The sequence below is a fragment of the Streptomyces yangpuensis genome (assembly GCF_001005295.1).
GTDB lineage: Bacteria > Actinomycetota > Actinomycetes > Streptomycetales > Streptomycetaceae > Streptomyces > Streptomyces yangpuensis.
Window position 1 is genome coordinate 767,524 of record NZ_LBMK01000003.1, and the last position, 14,511, is coordinate 782,034.

The window sequence follows — 14,511 nt, forward strand, 5'->3', positions numbered from 1 at the left end:
CCTACCGTTCGATGTCGCAGGGGCCCGCGGCGGCGGACACGCAGGTCTGGATGAGGACGCCCGGATCGGCCTCGGTGATCTCGCCGGTGCGCAGGTCGCGGACGGCGCCCGCCTTGAGCGGCGTGACGCAGCCGAAGCAGATGCCCATACGGCACCCGGACGGCATGAGCACGCCGGCCTCCTCGCCGACGTCCAGCAACGGCGTGGCGCCGTCCGCCTCGACGGTCTTGCCGGTGGCGCTGAACCTGACCGCCCCGCCGTCACCGGCGACGACGACGCCGGGGCGGAAGCGTTCGGTGTGCAGGCGCTCCTGGACGCCGTGTCCGCTCCAGAAGTCCTCGGCGGCGTCGAGCAGGCCCGCGGGCCCGCAGGCCCAGGTCTCGCGCTCGGCCCAGTCGGGTACCAGTTCGCCGAGACGGGCGATGTCCAGCATGCCGTCCGTGTCCGTGTGCACCTCGGTGAGCCGCAGCTTCTTGTCCGCGACCAGGTCGTGCAGTTCGTTGCGGAAGATCACGTCCTGCGGCTGCGGCGCGCAGTGGACCATGACGACGTCGTCGAACTCGATGTCACGCAGCATGCCCATCACCGGCGTGATGCCGCTGCCGGCCGTCAGGTAGAGCACCTTGGCGGGCTTGGTCTCCGGCAGCACGAAGTCACCCGTTGCCTGGTCGAGCTGGACCAGCGTGCCGGGCTTCGCCCTGCGGACCAGATGGTTGCTGACCTTGCCGTCCGGGATCGCCTTCACGGTGATCGTGAGGCGGCCGTCCCGGCGGTCGGTCGGCGAGGTGAGCGAGTAGGCGCGCCACAGGCGCCTCCCGTCGACGTCGACCCCGATCCGCACGTACTGACCGGCCGTGTGACCACGCCAGCCCCTTCCCGGCCTGATCACGATGGTCGCGGCGTCACCCGTCTCGGGGTGCACGGCCTCGATGCGCCCCCGCAGGTCAGCGCCCGCCCGCAGCGGGCTGACCAGGTCGAGGTAGTCCGACGGCAGCAGCGGCGTCGTGACCATCTCCAGTAGTTTCCACGCCCTACTGCGGAGGGCTGCACTCGTCATGACCCCAGCTTGATGCGCCTCAGGGCGTAAAGTCCTGACCGTAAGACGTAAATCTGGTCGGCTGAATTGTTCGCAGGGAATAAAACATGAGCCATCCCATCCGGAAGGTCACCGAACTGGCGCTGGATCGGACAACGGTCACCGCACTCCGGGCCACGCTGAGGACCACCGCCGACGAGATCGTTCAGGCGATCATCGACGAGGTCCCTCCCTACGCCAACGCCCTCTCGGGCCGCATGGGCGTCACCATCCGGCGAGCCGTCCGCACCGCCCTGGGTCACTACCTGGACCGCGCGAGCGGGAGTGCCACAGGCGGCGACGCCCGTGACGCAGCCTACGAGCTGGGCCGCGGCGAGGTGCGCGACGGCCGTTCGATGGACGCCCTGCTCAGCGCCTACCGCGTCGGCGCCCGCGTGGCCTGGCGATGCCTGGCAGCGGGTGCCGTACCCGCGGGCCTGCCCGCCGCCGAGGTCGCCAAGTTCGCCGAGCTGACCTTCGCCTACATCGACGAGCTCTCCGCCGCGAGCGCCGCGGGCCACGCCGACGAACTGGCCGCCCGGGGCCGGGACCACGAGCGCCACCTGGAACACCTGGCCCGTGACCTCCTGGCCGGCGAGAGCCCGGACGTGCTGCTGGCCTCTGCGCAACGGGCCGGGTGGCAGCCTCCCGTCTCGCTGACCGCGGTCCTGCTGCCCGCCGCCCAGGCCCGGCCCGCCTACCGCTCGCTCGACCCGAGCACGCTCGTCCTCGATGATCTGCCGGACGCCTTCGGCGTGCTGCTCGTCCCCGACGCCGACCGGTCACATCTCTTGCGGCAGCTGACCGACCGCACCGCCGTGGCCGGTCCGGCCCGGCCATGGACCCGCGCCTCCGCCTCGTACGCACGAGCCGCACGTGCGCGCTCCCTCTCGTGCGATATCCGCGACACCGAGGAGCACCTGCCCGAGCTGGTGCTGAGCGCCGACGTGGACGCGTTCGCAGACCTGCGCGCGCGAGCCCTCGCACCACTGCGGACCTTGCCCGTCGCGACCGCACGGCGGCTGGAGGAGACGTTGCGGGAGTGGCTGCTGCACCAGGGCAGGCGGGACGAGGTGGCGGCGGCGTTGTTCGTCCATCCCCAGACCGTCCGGTACCGGATGTCGCAGTTGCGGGAGCTGTTTCCGGATCTCGCATCGCCGCGCCGGGTCCTTGAGCTGACGCTGGCGGTCGGTCTTCGCGCCGACTGACACGTACCAGCGGGTGGCGCCGACGGCGCCTGACGGCAAAACCGTAGGTCAGGCGCCATCTTTCAGTGCCTCTAGAAGAAGCCGAGCTTCTTCGGCGAGTACGAGACGAGAAGATTCTTGGTCTGCTGGTAGTGCTCCAGCATCATCTTGTGGGTCTCGCGGCCGATGCCCGACTGCTTGTAGCCGCCGAAGGCGGCGTGGGCGGGGTAGGCGTGGTAGCAGTTCGTCCAGACGCGGCCCGCCTGGATGGCACGGCCCGCGCGGTAGGCCGTGTTCACGTCCCGGGTCCAGACGCCCGCGCCCAGGCCGTACGCCGTGTCGTTGGCGATGCGCACGGCGTCCTCGAAGTCCTCGAAGGAGGTCACCGACACCACCGGTCCGAAGATCTCCTCCTGGAAGATCCGCATGTGGTTGTCGCCCTCGAAGACGGTCGGCTCGACGTAGAAGCCGCCCGCGAGCTCGCCCTCCAGTTCCTGGCGCCGTCCGCCCGTGAGGAGCTTCGCGCCCTCCCGCCGGCCGATCTCCACGTACGACAGGACCTTCTTCAGCTGCTCCTCCGAGGCCTGGGCCCCGATCATCGTGTCCGTGTCCAGCGGGTGCCCCGGCACGATCAGTTCGGTGCGCGCCACGGCCGCGTCGAGGAAGTCCCCGTACCGGCCGCGCTCGATCAGGGCCCGCGAGGGGTTCGTGCACACCTCGCCCTGGTTGAGCGCGAACATGGTGAAGCCCTCCAGGGCCTTGTCGCGCAGGTCGTCGTCCTGCGACCAGATGTCGTCGAAGAAGAGGTTCGGACTCTTGCCGCCGAGTTCCAGCGTGACCGGCTTCAGGTGCTCGGCCGCGTACTGCATGATCAGCCGGCCCGTCGCCGTCTCCCCGGTGAAAGCGATCTTCGCCACGCGCGGGCTCGACGCGAGCGGCTTGCCCGCCTCCTCGCCGAAGCCGTTGACGATGTTCACCACGCCCGGCGGCAGCAGGTCCGCCACCAGAGCGAGCCAGTAGTGGACGGAGGCCGGGGTCTGCTCGGCCGGCTTGAGGACCACGGTGTTGCCCGCCGCCAGCGCCGGGGCCAGCTTCCACACGGCCATCAGGATCGGGAAGTTCCACGGGATGATCTGACCGACCACGCCCAGCGGTTCGTGGAAGTGGTAGGCCACCGTGTCGTCGTCGATCTGGCTGAGCGCGCCCTCCTGCGCCCGCAGCGCGCCCGCGAAGTAGCGGAACTGGTCGATGGCCAGGGGCAGGTCGGCCGCCAGGGTCTCGCGCATCGGCTTGCCGTTCTCCCAGGTCTCCGCGACCGCGAGGGCCTCCAGGTTCTGCTCCATCCGGTCCGCGATGCGCAGCAGGACCGACGCCCGGTCGGCGACCGATGTCCGGCCCCAGGCGGGCGCCGCCGCGTGCGCCGCGTCCAGCGCCCGCTCCACGTCCTCGGAGGTGCCCCGGGCGACCTCGGTGAAGGTCTGGCCGTTGACGGGGGAGGGGTTCGCGAAGTACCGGCCGCGGGCGGGCGCGACGTACTCGCCGCCGATGAAGTGGTCGTAGCGGGACGCGTACGACATGAGCGCCCCCTCGGTGCCGGGCGCAGCGTAACGGGCCATGGTGTCCTCCCCTTGCCGGGCGCCGGCCGCCGTCGGACAGCGCTCGGGTGGAGGCTAGGAGCGGGCAGGTTGCGGATACGTTGCGGGCCGCCCGCGTCCGCCGTCCGGCCGTGCGCCCAGCTCGCGGTCCAGGGCGCGTACCCGGGCCAGCGCGGCCGGCCTGCCCTCGGGCGGCAGCGCTGCCGCCAGCGCCCGCCACACCTCTGGGTCGTCCGCGCCCCACGCACTGCACACCCAGTCGGCCAGCAGCCCCGCGTCCGCCCGGGCGACCAGGGCCGCCCGCGCCTGGTCCTCGATCCGCCGGCGCAGCCGGACCACGCCGGGCGCCGTAGAGGCCGGCAGCAACGGGCCCGGATAGGGGCGGAGGGCCGCGGAGACGGCGCCGACGGCCAGCCGCCTCGTCAGGGCGGTGAAGTCCGCGTCCAGCGGACGGGCCGGGCGATAGGGGCGCGACAGCGGCGCCGCCGGCCCCAGCAGCGCGCGCAGCCGCGCCATTTCGGCGCGCAGTGTCACCGGTGACACCGACTCGTCCTCGTACAGGGCGATCGCCAGTTCCTCGCCCGACAGGCCCTCGGGGTGCGCTGCCAGCAGGGCCATGATCTCGCTGTGCCGACGGCCCAGCAGCATCCGCCGGCCCCCGGTCACCAGCAGCGCCTCGTCCCGGCCGAGAGCGGTGAGGGCGTCCCGCGCGGCGGGCGGCCCCTCGTCGAGCAGGGCCAGCCGGTCCTCCGCCGCCCGGGCCACCGCCCGTACGAACGCCAGGGAGTGCGGGTGCGCGAGCCCGTCGCCACCGGTTATGTCCACCGCGCCCAGCAGCCCGCCCGTCCGCGGATCACGCACCGGCGCGGCCGCGCAGGTCCACGGGTGCACCCGACGGCTGAAGTGCTCGGCGCCGAAGACCTGTACGGGCTCGCCCACCGCGACCGACGTCCCGGGGGCGTTCGTCCCCATCGCGCTCTCCGCCCAGCGCGTCCCCGGGACGAAGCCGAGGCCCTCGGCCCGCCGCAGGGTGGCCGGTCCGCCCTCCACCCACAGCAGGCTGCCCCGTGCGTCGCACACCGCGAGCAGGTGCGCCCCGTGCGCGGCGAACGCACCGACGAGATCCCGGAACAGCGGCATCACCCGGGCCAGCGGGTGCTCCTCCCGGTACGCACGCAGATCCGCCCCCGTCAGCTCGACCCGCGGCGCGCACTCGGGGCTCAGCCGGGCCCGCGCGCACCGCAGCCAGGACCGCGCGATGACCGCCCGGACCGGTGTGTCCACCCGCCCCTCCCGGGTGAACGCGGCGTGCGCCCGCTGCAGTTCGCGCGTGCGGGCCGCAGGATCGGCTCCTTCCGGCAGTGCCACCGACGGATCCCGGTCGCCCATGTCACCCTCCCGTGCTGCCGCGGTACCTGCCCGGAGCGCCCCATCGTCGTCGCGGCACCGCACCCCGGCAAGCGGTACGTCGGCCACGGCGCGGCCACCGCTCCGGCCGGATCCGGGCGGTACGCGGGGTGCGGGCGCCGGCCGGTACCCAGCCGCCGGCCCCACGGAGCCGGATGGGCAGGGGCGCCGGGCACTGCGGCGGTCCGGGGCCGTGGTGGCCCCGGGGCGGGGGCCGCCGCGGCGTCCGGTCCCCTTTTCCATTCCGCCCGGCTGCCGGGAACGCGTGGTCGTGACGGTGCGTTGAGGGGGGTAGTGGTCGACGTCACATGGAGGTGTCCGTAGATGTCCAGTCGCGGAAAGGTCGCGGTTGCCGGAGTCGCGGCAGCCATCGTGTTGTTCTGGACCGTGGGTTTCTGGGCGGGCCTGCTGGTCCTGATCGGGGTGCCGGCCGCCGCCTACCTTCTGCTCGATTCGTCGCAGCGGCGTCGGGTGCGCGGTCTGTCCCGGAAGCAGCTCGGTCGCTGACGGCGGCGCGCGGCGCAGGGCGCACTGCGCGCCCTATGTGGGGCCGGCGCGGGCCGGTCCGAGGAGTGGCCGGGCTCCGGCTGGTGTGCGGAGCCCGGCGGGCAGGGACGCGGGGTGAGGGGAGCGGGGTGTGCGGCGGGCGCGGAGTGCCCGTGCGCCCACCGTACGAACGGCCGGCCGGCCCGCTCAGGCCGCGCCGCTCACGACGACCGGAGGAAGCTCCGCTTCGAGCAGCATCTGCGACGCGTGGTCGACGAGGCTGCGGAGGACCGGCTGGTAGGCCTCGTCGCCGCCCAGTTCGTCCAGGATCCGGTAGGCCTCCGCACGGAAGCCGTCGATCTCGGCACGGTAGCGGTCGAGGGCGAGAGGCGTACGCAGCAGGCTCGCCAGTTCCCTCCTGGCCTGATGCGAGCGGCTCGCGGCGCCGCACAGCCCCAGAATGTGCTCCCGGGAGAGGGGGGACGCGTCCTCCAGGACGGAGGCGAGCAGGTAGGTCACCGTGCCGTTGGCCAGGTCCTCGTCGCGCCCGGACAGGATGTCTTCCTGGTCGTTGAAGATCTGCCACAGGATCCCGAAGACGTAGCCGAATTCACGCCAGAGTTCGACTCTCTCGTCCGTGGTTCCCGAGAACAGGGCGGCCATCGCGGTGATCATCCCGAAGGGGGCGCCGGATTTGCCGCGGTAGGTCTCCACCACCGATGCGCGGGAGGCGTTGCAGATGTCCCCGCGCATGTCGTCTATCTGGCCGTCGACGCCTATGATCCAGCCGTTCAGCACCTCGTTTATCAGGGCGCCGTGCGTCGCTTCCGGGAGATCCTGCGCCAGGACGATCTGAAGGGGGAGCGCATTGCCCGTGATGACGGAGGCGAGCAGTGCTTCGTCCTCGGTGAGGGCCCCGGAGATGGAAGCGCCGTCGGCGTCGGCCAGGTCGTCGAGATAGCAGGCCGAGGTCCACCACAGCAGGTGCACCGCCGACAGCGGGACGGCCGGCCCGGGGTTCCCCGTCTCTATCGCGTGCGTGAGCAGCGGGAGCACCGACAGGGGATGTCTCAGTTTCCGCTGCTCCAAGAGCTTGGCCACGCAGTTCCTCGTGGTCGCGGCGACCGGGCCGAGTCGGTTCAGAGCGGTTTCGATCTCCGTATCGATATCCTGCGCGACTCTCCGGTGCAGGTCGAGATACGACATGGAATTCAAGAGTGCCTCCATCGTGGAATGAGCGTGGGGGTGAGGTGCGCACCCTTTGAGCCGTGTGACTGGCCGATTCGATCATTCCGGAGGAGGGGGATCCAGAGCAATTTTCAGCCGATGTGGCCGAATCCCATTAGTTGACTCGTTAAACTACCGCCGGTAACAAATATTTCACGCCATTGAATAGATCAGTAATAGCCATCCATCAAGGTGGTGGCCCACGGCGGCTGCCGTAGTTCGCCGCGTGGCCCGAATTCGACCATGTAGGGCTTCAGATCGAGTACAGGTGTGCCGTCCACGGCGTCGAGGCTCTCCACGTGGACGTCCAGCCCGTCGACCTTCACCACCCGGCACCTCGACACGCCCAGCCGGTTGGGCCGGTTCTTGCCGCGCTGCGCGAAGATGCCGACCAGCGGCCAGTCCGGGTTGTTGCGCGGGTGCCGCGCCCCCGTCTCGATCCGCTCGGCCGGCACCCGGTCGAAGTGGTAGACGACCTCGACGTGCGAGAAGTCCTCCAGCCCGTAGAGGGCTTCCGGACCGAACCGGTCGCCGTCCAGGCGGATCACCGCCGTCTCCCGCCCCCAGTCGTCGTCCACGACGTCGGCGCGACCGCCCACGACCACACCCACCGGCTCCGACTCCACCATCGCGTCCCCCTCTTTCGTTCGTCCCTGCGCGCCGCCGTTCAGCGGTGTCCCCGCTCCGCCGTTCGTCCGTGTCCCCGGCCCGGTCCGGCCACGGGTCACACCGGCCGGACCGCGACGCCGTCGAGCGCCGCCAGCAGCTCCGGCAGGTCGGGATCCCCCTCCCGGGGGACCGTGAGCACCTCGCCCGGCTCCTCGTCCAGGAGGACGAAGGCCGCCTCGCCGGTACGGGCCACCAGCGACCAGCCGGGCCCGTCCACGCGCAGGGTCCGGGCCCCCTCGCCGGCGAAGGAGGACCGTACGCGCCCGGGCGGCGGCGGGGTCCGCGTGTACTCCACTGCCTCCTCCAGCGCACGCGCCAGTCCGGGGTGCGCCGCGGCCGCGGCCCCGCCGTCCGTCGCCACGCGCTCGCGCCAGTCGGCCCATTCCCGGGCGATCTGGTCCGCGCCCAGCCGTCGCTGCACCGGACCCCAGGCCTCGGCCGACGGCGGCGCCAGCGGCACCCGCCCCGTACCGTCCGCGCCCTGCTCCGGATCGTGCGGTTCCGGGACCCCCGGTGCGGCCACGGACAACTCCACCGGCCAGCCCGCCAGCGAGACCACGATCGTCCGCTCGTCGGGCGACAGGTCGTACTCCATACCGCAGTCCCACGAGGCGATGGCCGCGGCCACGAGCGAGACGTCGTCGACGACGACCGTCCAGCGCGCGCCCTCCTCGTCCTGGCCCAGCACCAGCCCGTACCCCTCCCGGTTGGGCGCCACGCCCAGCAGGGAGCAGGCCTCGGGGAAGTCGTCCCCCAGGAAACCGGGGAACTGCGCGGGGGTCAGGAGCACGGCGGTCAGCACGTACAGCGAGCCGCCACCCTCGTCGTCGGACACCTGGCCTCCAGCTTGCTCTCTCGTCGGCGCACCTTAACTACTCGGTAACCCGTGCGTCGAGAGCTTGCGGGCCACGATTTCCAAGGCTGCTACCTGCACGTAGAGTTGGGGACTCGCCACAGAAAGGGACACCCGGTGCAGCGTTACGACCGGCTGAAGGAGATCCTCCGGCTCGACCCCGACAAGGACTTCCTCGCCATCTACCGGCTCACCGCCACCTACGAGTTCCCCTGGGACTTCACCCGCGCCCTGGAGCTCGCGCTGTTCCGGACGTATGCCGTCCCCAGCATCGGCGGCCTGCTGGCCGAGACCGCCGAGTTCACCGAACGCACCCAGAAGCGCTACGACGACACCGCACTGCTCCTCGACGCGGTCGTCGAGCACGGCTTCGACAGCGACACCGCCCGCACGGCGATCCGCCGCGTCAACCAGATGCATCGCAACTACGACATCTCCAACGACGACATGCGCTACGTCCTGTGCACGTTCGTGGTGATTCCGGCACGCTGGCTGGACGCCTACGGCTGGCGTCCGATGACCCACCACGAGCGCCGGGCGAGCGCCAACTACTACGCCACGCTCGGCCGGCACATGGGCATCACGGACATCCCGGGCTCCTACGAGGAGTTCGAAGCCACCCTCGACGCCTATGAAGCGGCCCACTTCGGCTGGGACGAGGGCGCCCGTGCGGTCGCCGACTCCACCCTCGACCTGATGGCCTCCTGGTACCCGGCGCCGCTCGCACCCGCCGTGCGCCGCGGCGGCATCGCCCTGCTCGACGACTCGCTGATCGACGCCTTCCGGTACGAGGCCCCGCGCGCCGGAGTCCGGAAGCTGGTGCAGGGTGCGCTGAGGCTGCGGGGCCGCGCGGTCCGGCTGCTGCCCCCGCGCCGGACCCCGCACTACGCCCGCCAGAACCCGGAGATCAAGGGCTACCCCGGTGGCTACGACGTGGGTGAGCTCGGCACGTTCCCCGTGCCCGGACCGGGAGGCTGCCCCGTGCCCCATCCGCGCCGGCCCACCGGAGCCGAGGCCCAGCCCCCGGCCTGATCCCGGGCACCTTCGCCGGCGCCGGGTGCGGTGCGGACGTGCGGGCGTGCCGATGCCGGCGTACGGGCGTGCCGGTGGCGGCGTACGGGCGCGCCGGTGCCGGCTAGGGGCCTGCCGGGCAGGCGTCCAGCCGGGCACATGCAAGCCGGGACGCGCGGATCAGGACCGGCGCGCGGCCAGGGCCAGGAAGCGGTGGTCCTCGTCCGCGTACGAGGTCAGGTCCCAGCCCGCGGCGGCCAGCAGCGGGCCGAGGTTGTGCTCGGCCCGCAGGTCCTGCGCGGTCAGCTCGCGGCCCTGGCGCGCGGCGAGCGCCGCCCGCCCGATCGGGTGGAAGAGCGCGAGCCGGCCGCCGGGGCGGACCACGCGCGACAGCTCGCGCAGGTTCGCCGCGGGATCGGGCAGATGGGCGATGAGCCCGGAGGCGAACACCGCGTCCAGCGCCTCGTCGCGCAGCGGCAGCCGGGCCACGTCGGCGAGCACCAGCGCGCCCTCGGCGGCGCGCCCGGCCCGCTGCGCGGCGGCCAGCATCTGCGGGGTGAGGTCCACGCCGAGCACGGTCCCCGCGGGGCCGACGGCCGCCCGCAGTGCGCCCAGGGCGCGCCCGGTGCCGCAGCCCGCGTCGAGCACGCGGTCCCCGGGCTGTAGCCCGCACTCCGCCACGGCGGTGGCGAAGGCGGGCCCGTCCTCCGGGAACTTGCGGTCCCAGTCGGCTGCCCGCGCCCCGAAGAACTCCTGCACGTGCGTGTGGTCTTCGCTCATGGGCCCATGATCCCCCACCACTGCACGTCCGGGTGTCCGTGGACCGTGCGCAAGGTGGCGCGTGGGGTGATCGAAGGTGAACGTAGCTCTGTCATATTCCAGCACTTCCAGCTGCTTTCGAAATGCGCCCCCTGTTCGCGCCCTCACCCGGACTAGCGTCCGGTGGCCATGGGACACCTGGGACATCTGGACCACGCCGCTTACGGCTGGCTGACACCCGTGCTGTCATATGTGATGGCATCGATCGGCGCCGCTCTCGGGCTGCGCTGCACGGTCCGCGCGCTCGCCGCGACCGGAGCCGTCCGCCGCAACTGGCTCCTCACCGCGGCCTCCGCCATCGGCACCGGCATCTGGACCATGCACTTCGTCGCGATGCTCGGCTTCGAGGCCACCGGTACCGAGATCCACTACAACGTGCCGCTCACCATCCTGAGCCTGCTCGTCGCCGTGCTGGTCGTCGGCGCCGGAGTCTTCGCCGTCGGCTACGGCAGGGCGCGCGGCCGTTCCCTCGTACTGGGCGGCCTGACCACCGGACTCGGCGTCGCCAGCATGCACTACCTGGGCATGGCGGCCCTGCACCTGCACGGCGAGGTCTCCTACGACCCGCTGGTCGTCGGCCTCTCCGTCGTCATCGCCGTGGTCGCGGCCACCGCCGCCCTCTGGGCCGCGCTCAACATCAAGTCGCCCGTGGCCGTGGCGGCGGCCTCGCTCGTCATGGGCGCGGCCGTCAGCAGCATGCACTACACGGGGATGATGGCCGTCGAAGTCAGCGTCAGCCCCTCGGACGCGGCCCTGCCCGGGGCCACCGCGCTGCAGTTCATCTTCCCGCTGGCCGTCGGACTGGGCTCCTACCTGTTCATCACCGCCGCCTTCGTCGCACTCTCCCCGACGGCCGACGAGCGCGCCGCCTCCGCCTCCGCCCGGCACCTGGGGGAGCACGCCGCGGCCGCCCACTGACCCGCCCCCACGTCCTGTAGACCGCAGACCGGCGCTACGACCCGCCGGCCGACCGCACCCGTAGGCACCGCCCGGAACGAGGAGCCCATGCGCACACCCCGCAGAAGACCGGAAGCAGCGGCGCCGCGGCTGCCCGCGCCCCCGGCGCGCGGCCGCCGGGCTCATGCCGGGCCACCGGCCGAGGAACCGGCGCCGGACCGGGCGCGGCAGCAGCCGGGCCGCTCCGACGACGGCCGCACGCCCCGGCCGGCCGTACCGCCCCGGCGAGGCCCCCGGATACCACTGCGCCCCGCCACCGTCCGAGCGAAGATCGTCTCCCTGCTGATGGTGCCGGTCGTCTCGCTCCTCGCACTCTGGGCCTTCGCCACCGTCGACACCGCACAGGACATAGCCCGGTTGGGCCGGATCCAGCAGGTCGACTCCGAGATACGCGCCCCCGTCGCAGCCGCCGTCACCGAGCTCCAGGCCGAACGACGAGCGGCCGTCCGTCTCCTGGCCGACCCCGCCGCCGACCCGGGCACCCTGGGCCAGCAGGCCCGCCGTACCGACACCGCCGTCCGGGCCCTGCGGCTCGGCGACCGCCACACCGTCGCCGAATCCGGGGACTACCGCTCGGAGATCGTGGTCCGTCTGGACGCGTTCGTCGTCGCCGCCGAGGCGCTGGGCTCGGCCCGCAAGGACATCATCGACCGCCGGGCCACCCCCGAGGCCGCCTTCGCCATCTACACCCGAGTGGTCGACGCCGCTTTCGCCGTGGGCGGCTCCCTGACCGGCGGTGAGAACGCCGAACTCGGCCCCGACGCACGGGTCCTGCTCGAATTCGCCCGCGCCGCGGAACTGCTGTCACGCGAGGACGCCCTGCTCGCACTGCCGGGGCAGCGTAGCGCCGAAACGCTTCGGCAGCTGACCGGCACCATCGAGTCCCGCCGCACGCTCACCGAGAGCGCGGCGCGGGACCTGCCCGCCGCCCAGCAGGACGTCTGGCAGTCCGTCGCCAAGAGCTCCGCCTACGCCGACCTCACCGGTGCCGAGGACCGGGCGCTGGCCGTCGGAACCTCCCGGGACGGCCGCGGGGCACCCGCCGGGTGGGAGACCGCGCACAGCGGCATCAGCACCTCGATGCGGGAGATCGGGGAGGCCGCCCGCGCCGCGGCCGCGGACCGGGCCGACCCCGTCGCCGAGGGGGCGTTCAGCCCTGCGGGCGCCGCCGTGCTGCTGGGCCTGGCGGCCGTCGCCGCGTCCCTCGTCATCTCCGTCCGGATCGGCCGCGTTCTCGTCGTCGAGCTGGTCTCGCTGCGCAACACCGCCCTGGAGATCGCCCACCGCAAACTCCCGGACGCGATGGAGCGGCTGCGCGCCGGCGAGGAGATCGACGTCGTCGCCGAGACCCCGCCCGGCCCGCCCGCGGACGACGAGATCACCCAGGTCGGCGAGGCCCTGGGCACGGTCCACCGGGCCGCGCTCAGCGCCGCCGTCGAGCGGGCGGAACTTGCCAGCGGGGTCTCCGGCGTCTTCGTCAACCTCGCCCGCCGCAGCCAGGTCCTCGTGCACAAGCAGCTCACGCTGCTCGACTCGATGGAGCGGCGCGCCGACGACCCGAACGAGCTGGGCGACCTCTTCCGCCTCGACCACCTGACGACCCGGATGCGCCGGCACGCGGAGAGCCTGATCATCCTCTCGGGTGCGGCCCCCGGCCGGGCCTGGCGGATGCCGGTCCCCCTCACCGACGTCGTCCGGGCCGCCGTCTCGGAGATCGAGGACTACCCGCGCGTCGAGGTCCGCCGGCTCGCCGAGGCCGCGGTGGCCGGCGGAGCCGTCGCCGACCTCACCCACCTGCTCGCCGAACTCATCGAGAACGCGGCCCAGTTCTCGCCCCCGCACACCAAGGTCCGGGTCAGCGGGGAACCGGTCGGCACCGGTTACGTCCTGGAGGTGGAGGACCGCGGCCTGGGCATGGGCCGCGAAGCCCTGAGCGATGCCAACCGGCGCATCGAGCAGTCCGAGGCCCTCGACCTCTTCGACAGCGACCGGCTCGGCCTCTTCGTGGTCAGCCGCCTCTCCGCCCGGCACGGAGTCAAGGTGCACCTGCGCACCTCGCCCTACGGCGGCACCACCGCCGTGGTGCTCCTGCCCCACTCCATGCTCCAGGACGCCGTCGGAGCCGGGGACCCCGGCGTCGGCCCCGCCGACACGGACACCGATGCCGATGCCGGTGTCGGTGTCGGTGCCGGCACCGCCCCGGGCCGCGGGCACCGGGAGGAGCAGCCGGCCACCCCGGACCGGGCGTCGTCCGGGTCCCCGTCACCCGGCCCGTCGTGGGAACCGGCAGCGGCGGCGCTCCAGCCCCCCACCGTGACCGTCGTACGGGACGACGCGCGCGGCCCGGCCGGCCTCGTGCGGGGCGGCGCGCCCGATGCCCCGGCCCGCTGCGGCGCGGCCTCCGCGACGGCCGGGGAACCGCGCCCGGCACCGGTGGCGCCGCTGCGGCCGCGTGCGGGCACCCGTACGGAGTCCTCCGCCACGCAGGCAGCGCCGTCCGCGCCGTCCGACGCCTCCCCGGGCTCCGCCGCCTCCCCGGGCTCCGCCGCCTCCTCGGGCTCCGCGACGGAACTGCCGCGCCGGGTGCGCCAGGCCAGCCTCGTCCCGCAGCTCCGGGAGGCCCCCACACCCCAGGAGCCCGCCGGCGTCCGGCTGCCCGAGGACCCGCCGGGGCGCAGCCCGGAGCAGGTCCGGGACCGGATGGCGGCCTACCGGGCCGGATGGGTCCGCGGCGCCGAGGAGTACTCCCCCCACGCAGGCAGCGAAGGAGACGTGTGATGATCGAACACCAGAGGATCGGCCACGACGGCATCCGCCGGGCGGGTGAACTCGACTGGCTCCTGGACGACCTGGTGCACCGGGTCATCGAGGTCCGGCACGCCGTGGTCCTCTCCAACGACGGCCTGGCGGTCGGCGCCTCCAGCGCGCTCAGCCGGGAGGACGCCGAGCACCTGGCCGCGGTGGCCTCCGGCTTCCACAGCCTGGCCAAGGGCGCGGGCCGGCACTTCCACGCCGGGGGCGTGCGCCAGACGATGGTCGAGATGGACGAGGGGTTCCTCATCGTCGCTGCGGCCGGGGACGGCTCCTGCCTGGCCGTGCTCAGCGCCGCCGCAGCCGACATCGGACTGATCGCCTACGAGATGGCCCGGCTGGTGAAGCGGGTCGGCGAACACCTCTACACCCCGCCCCGGTTCGCGGCGCGGCCGCCGGCCGCCGGCTGAGGGC

At 73.1% G+C, this 14,511-nt stretch carries 13 protein-coding genes; 6 read left to right on the top strand and 7 right to left on the bottom strand.

The features are described 5' to 3' along the window. Position 1 precedes the first annotated feature (1 nt). Positions 2 to 1,057: a ferredoxin reductase gene (locus tag AAT21_RS18745; protein WP_046777970.1), complete on the bottom strand. Its 1,056-nt coding sequence runs from the start codon at positions 1,055 to 1,057 to the stop codon at positions 2 to 4. Positions 1,058 to 1,143: 86 nt separating this feature from the next. Between AAT21_RS18745 and AAT21_RS18750 the strand changes: the two genes are divergently transcribed. Then, positions 1,144 to 2,283, top strand: coding sequence for a helix-turn-helix domain-containing protein (locus AAT21_RS18750; RefSeq protein ID WP_046777971.1), 1,140 nt, complete (start codon positions 1,144 to 1,146; stop codon positions 2,281 to 2,283). A gap of 71 nt (positions 2,284 to 2,354) precedes the next feature. Here AAT21_RS18750 and exaC read toward each other — a convergent pair whose 3' ends face one another. Together exaC and AAT21_RS18760 are read right to left on the bottom strand one after the other, a co-directional pair. Beyond that, the gene (exaC, locus tag AAT21_RS18755) at positions 2,355 to 3,878 is read right to left on the bottom strand and encodes an acetaldehyde dehydrogenase ExaC (protein WP_046777972.1); all 1,524 of its coding nucleotides are present in this window, start codon (positions 3,876 to 3,878) and stop codon (positions 2,355 to 2,357) included. A 54-nt stretch (positions 3,879 to 3,932) separates the two neighbouring features. Then, on the bottom strand, positions 3,933 to 5,246 hold the full coding sequence (locus AAT21_RS18760) for a GAF domain-containing protein (protein ID WP_046777973.1): 1,314 nt from the start codon (positions 5,244 to 5,246) through the stop codon (positions 3,933 to 3,935). A 342-nt stretch (positions 5,247 to 5,588) separates the two neighbouring features. Here AAT21_RS18760 and AAT21_RS18765 point away from each other — a divergent pair, with 342 nt between their 5' ends. Next, positions 5,589 to 5,771, top strand: a complete 183-nt coding sequence (locus tag AAT21_RS18765; protein WP_030963597.1) for a hypothetical protein — start codon at positions 5,589 to 5,591, stop codon at positions 5,769 to 5,771. 186 nt (positions 5,772 to 5,957) lie between these two features. On the opposite strand, the gene AAT21_RS18770 is transcribed toward AAT21_RS18765, so the two are convergent. The 3 genes from AAT21_RS18770 to AAT21_RS18780 form a co-directional block, all read right to left on the bottom strand. Then, positions 5,958 to 6,851, bottom strand: coding sequence for a polyprenyl synthetase family protein (locus AAT21_RS18770; protein WP_235438933.1), 894 nt, complete (start codon positions 6,849 to 6,851; stop codon positions 5,958 to 5,960). A 296-nt stretch (positions 6,852 to 7,147) separates the two neighbouring features. After that, entirely contained in the window at positions 7,148 to 7,606 is a 459-nt protein-coding gene (locus AAT21_RS18775; protein ID WP_046777975.1) for an SAM-dependent methyltransferase, read from the bottom strand. Between the two features lie 95 nt (positions 7,607 to 7,701). Further along, entirely contained in the window at positions 7,702 to 8,481 is a 780-nt protein-coding gene (locus AAT21_RS18780) for a hypothetical protein (protein WP_046777976.1), read from the bottom strand. A 135-nt stretch (positions 8,482 to 8,616) separates the two neighbouring features. On the opposite strand from AAT21_RS18780, the gene AAT21_RS18785 reads away from it, so the two are divergent. Beyond that, positions 8,617 to 9,531 (top strand): oxygenase MpaB family protein, encoded by a 915-nt coding sequence (locus AAT21_RS18785; protein WP_046777977.1) that lies wholly within the window; start codon positions 8,617 to 8,619, stop codon positions 9,529 to 9,531. A gap of 159 nt (positions 9,532 to 9,690) precedes the next feature. Here AAT21_RS18785 and AAT21_RS18790 read toward each other — a convergent pair whose 3' ends face one another. Beyond that, positions 9,691 to 10,290 (bottom strand): class I SAM-dependent methyltransferase, encoded by a 600-nt coding sequence (locus AAT21_RS18790; protein WP_046777978.1) that lies wholly within the window; start codon positions 10,288 to 10,290, stop codon positions 9,691 to 9,693. A 177-nt stretch (positions 10,291 to 10,467) separates the two neighbouring features. Here AAT21_RS18790 and AAT21_RS18795 point away from each other — a divergent pair, with 177 nt between their 5' ends. The 3 genes from AAT21_RS18795 to AAT21_RS18805 all read left to right on the top strand — a co-directional run bounded on the left by AAT21_RS18795 (position 10,468) and on the right by AAT21_RS18805 (position 14,507). Continuing rightward, positions 10,468 to 11,247: an MHYT domain-containing protein gene (locus AAT21_RS18795; protein ID WP_046778472.1), complete on the top strand. Its 780-nt coding sequence runs from the start codon at positions 10,468 to 10,470 to the stop codon at positions 11,245 to 11,247. 87 nt (positions 11,248 to 11,334) lie between these two features. Beyond that, a complete protein-coding gene (locus tag AAT21_RS18800) occupies positions 11,335 to 14,064 on the top strand; it encodes a sensor histidine kinase (protein ID WP_046777979.1) in 2,730 nt (909 codons plus the stop codon). Continuing rightward, positions 14,064 to 14,507 carry a roadblock/LC7 domain-containing protein gene (locus AAT21_RS18805; protein ID WP_046777980.1) on the top strand — a complete coding sequence of 148 codons (444 nt, stop codon included), beginning with the start codon at positions 14,064 to 14,066 and terminating at the stop codon, positions 14,505 to 14,507. The genes AAT21_RS18800 and AAT21_RS18805 overlap by 1 nt, the downstream gene beginning before the upstream one ends. The last annotated feature ends 4 nt before the right edge of the window (positions 14,508 to 14,511 follow it).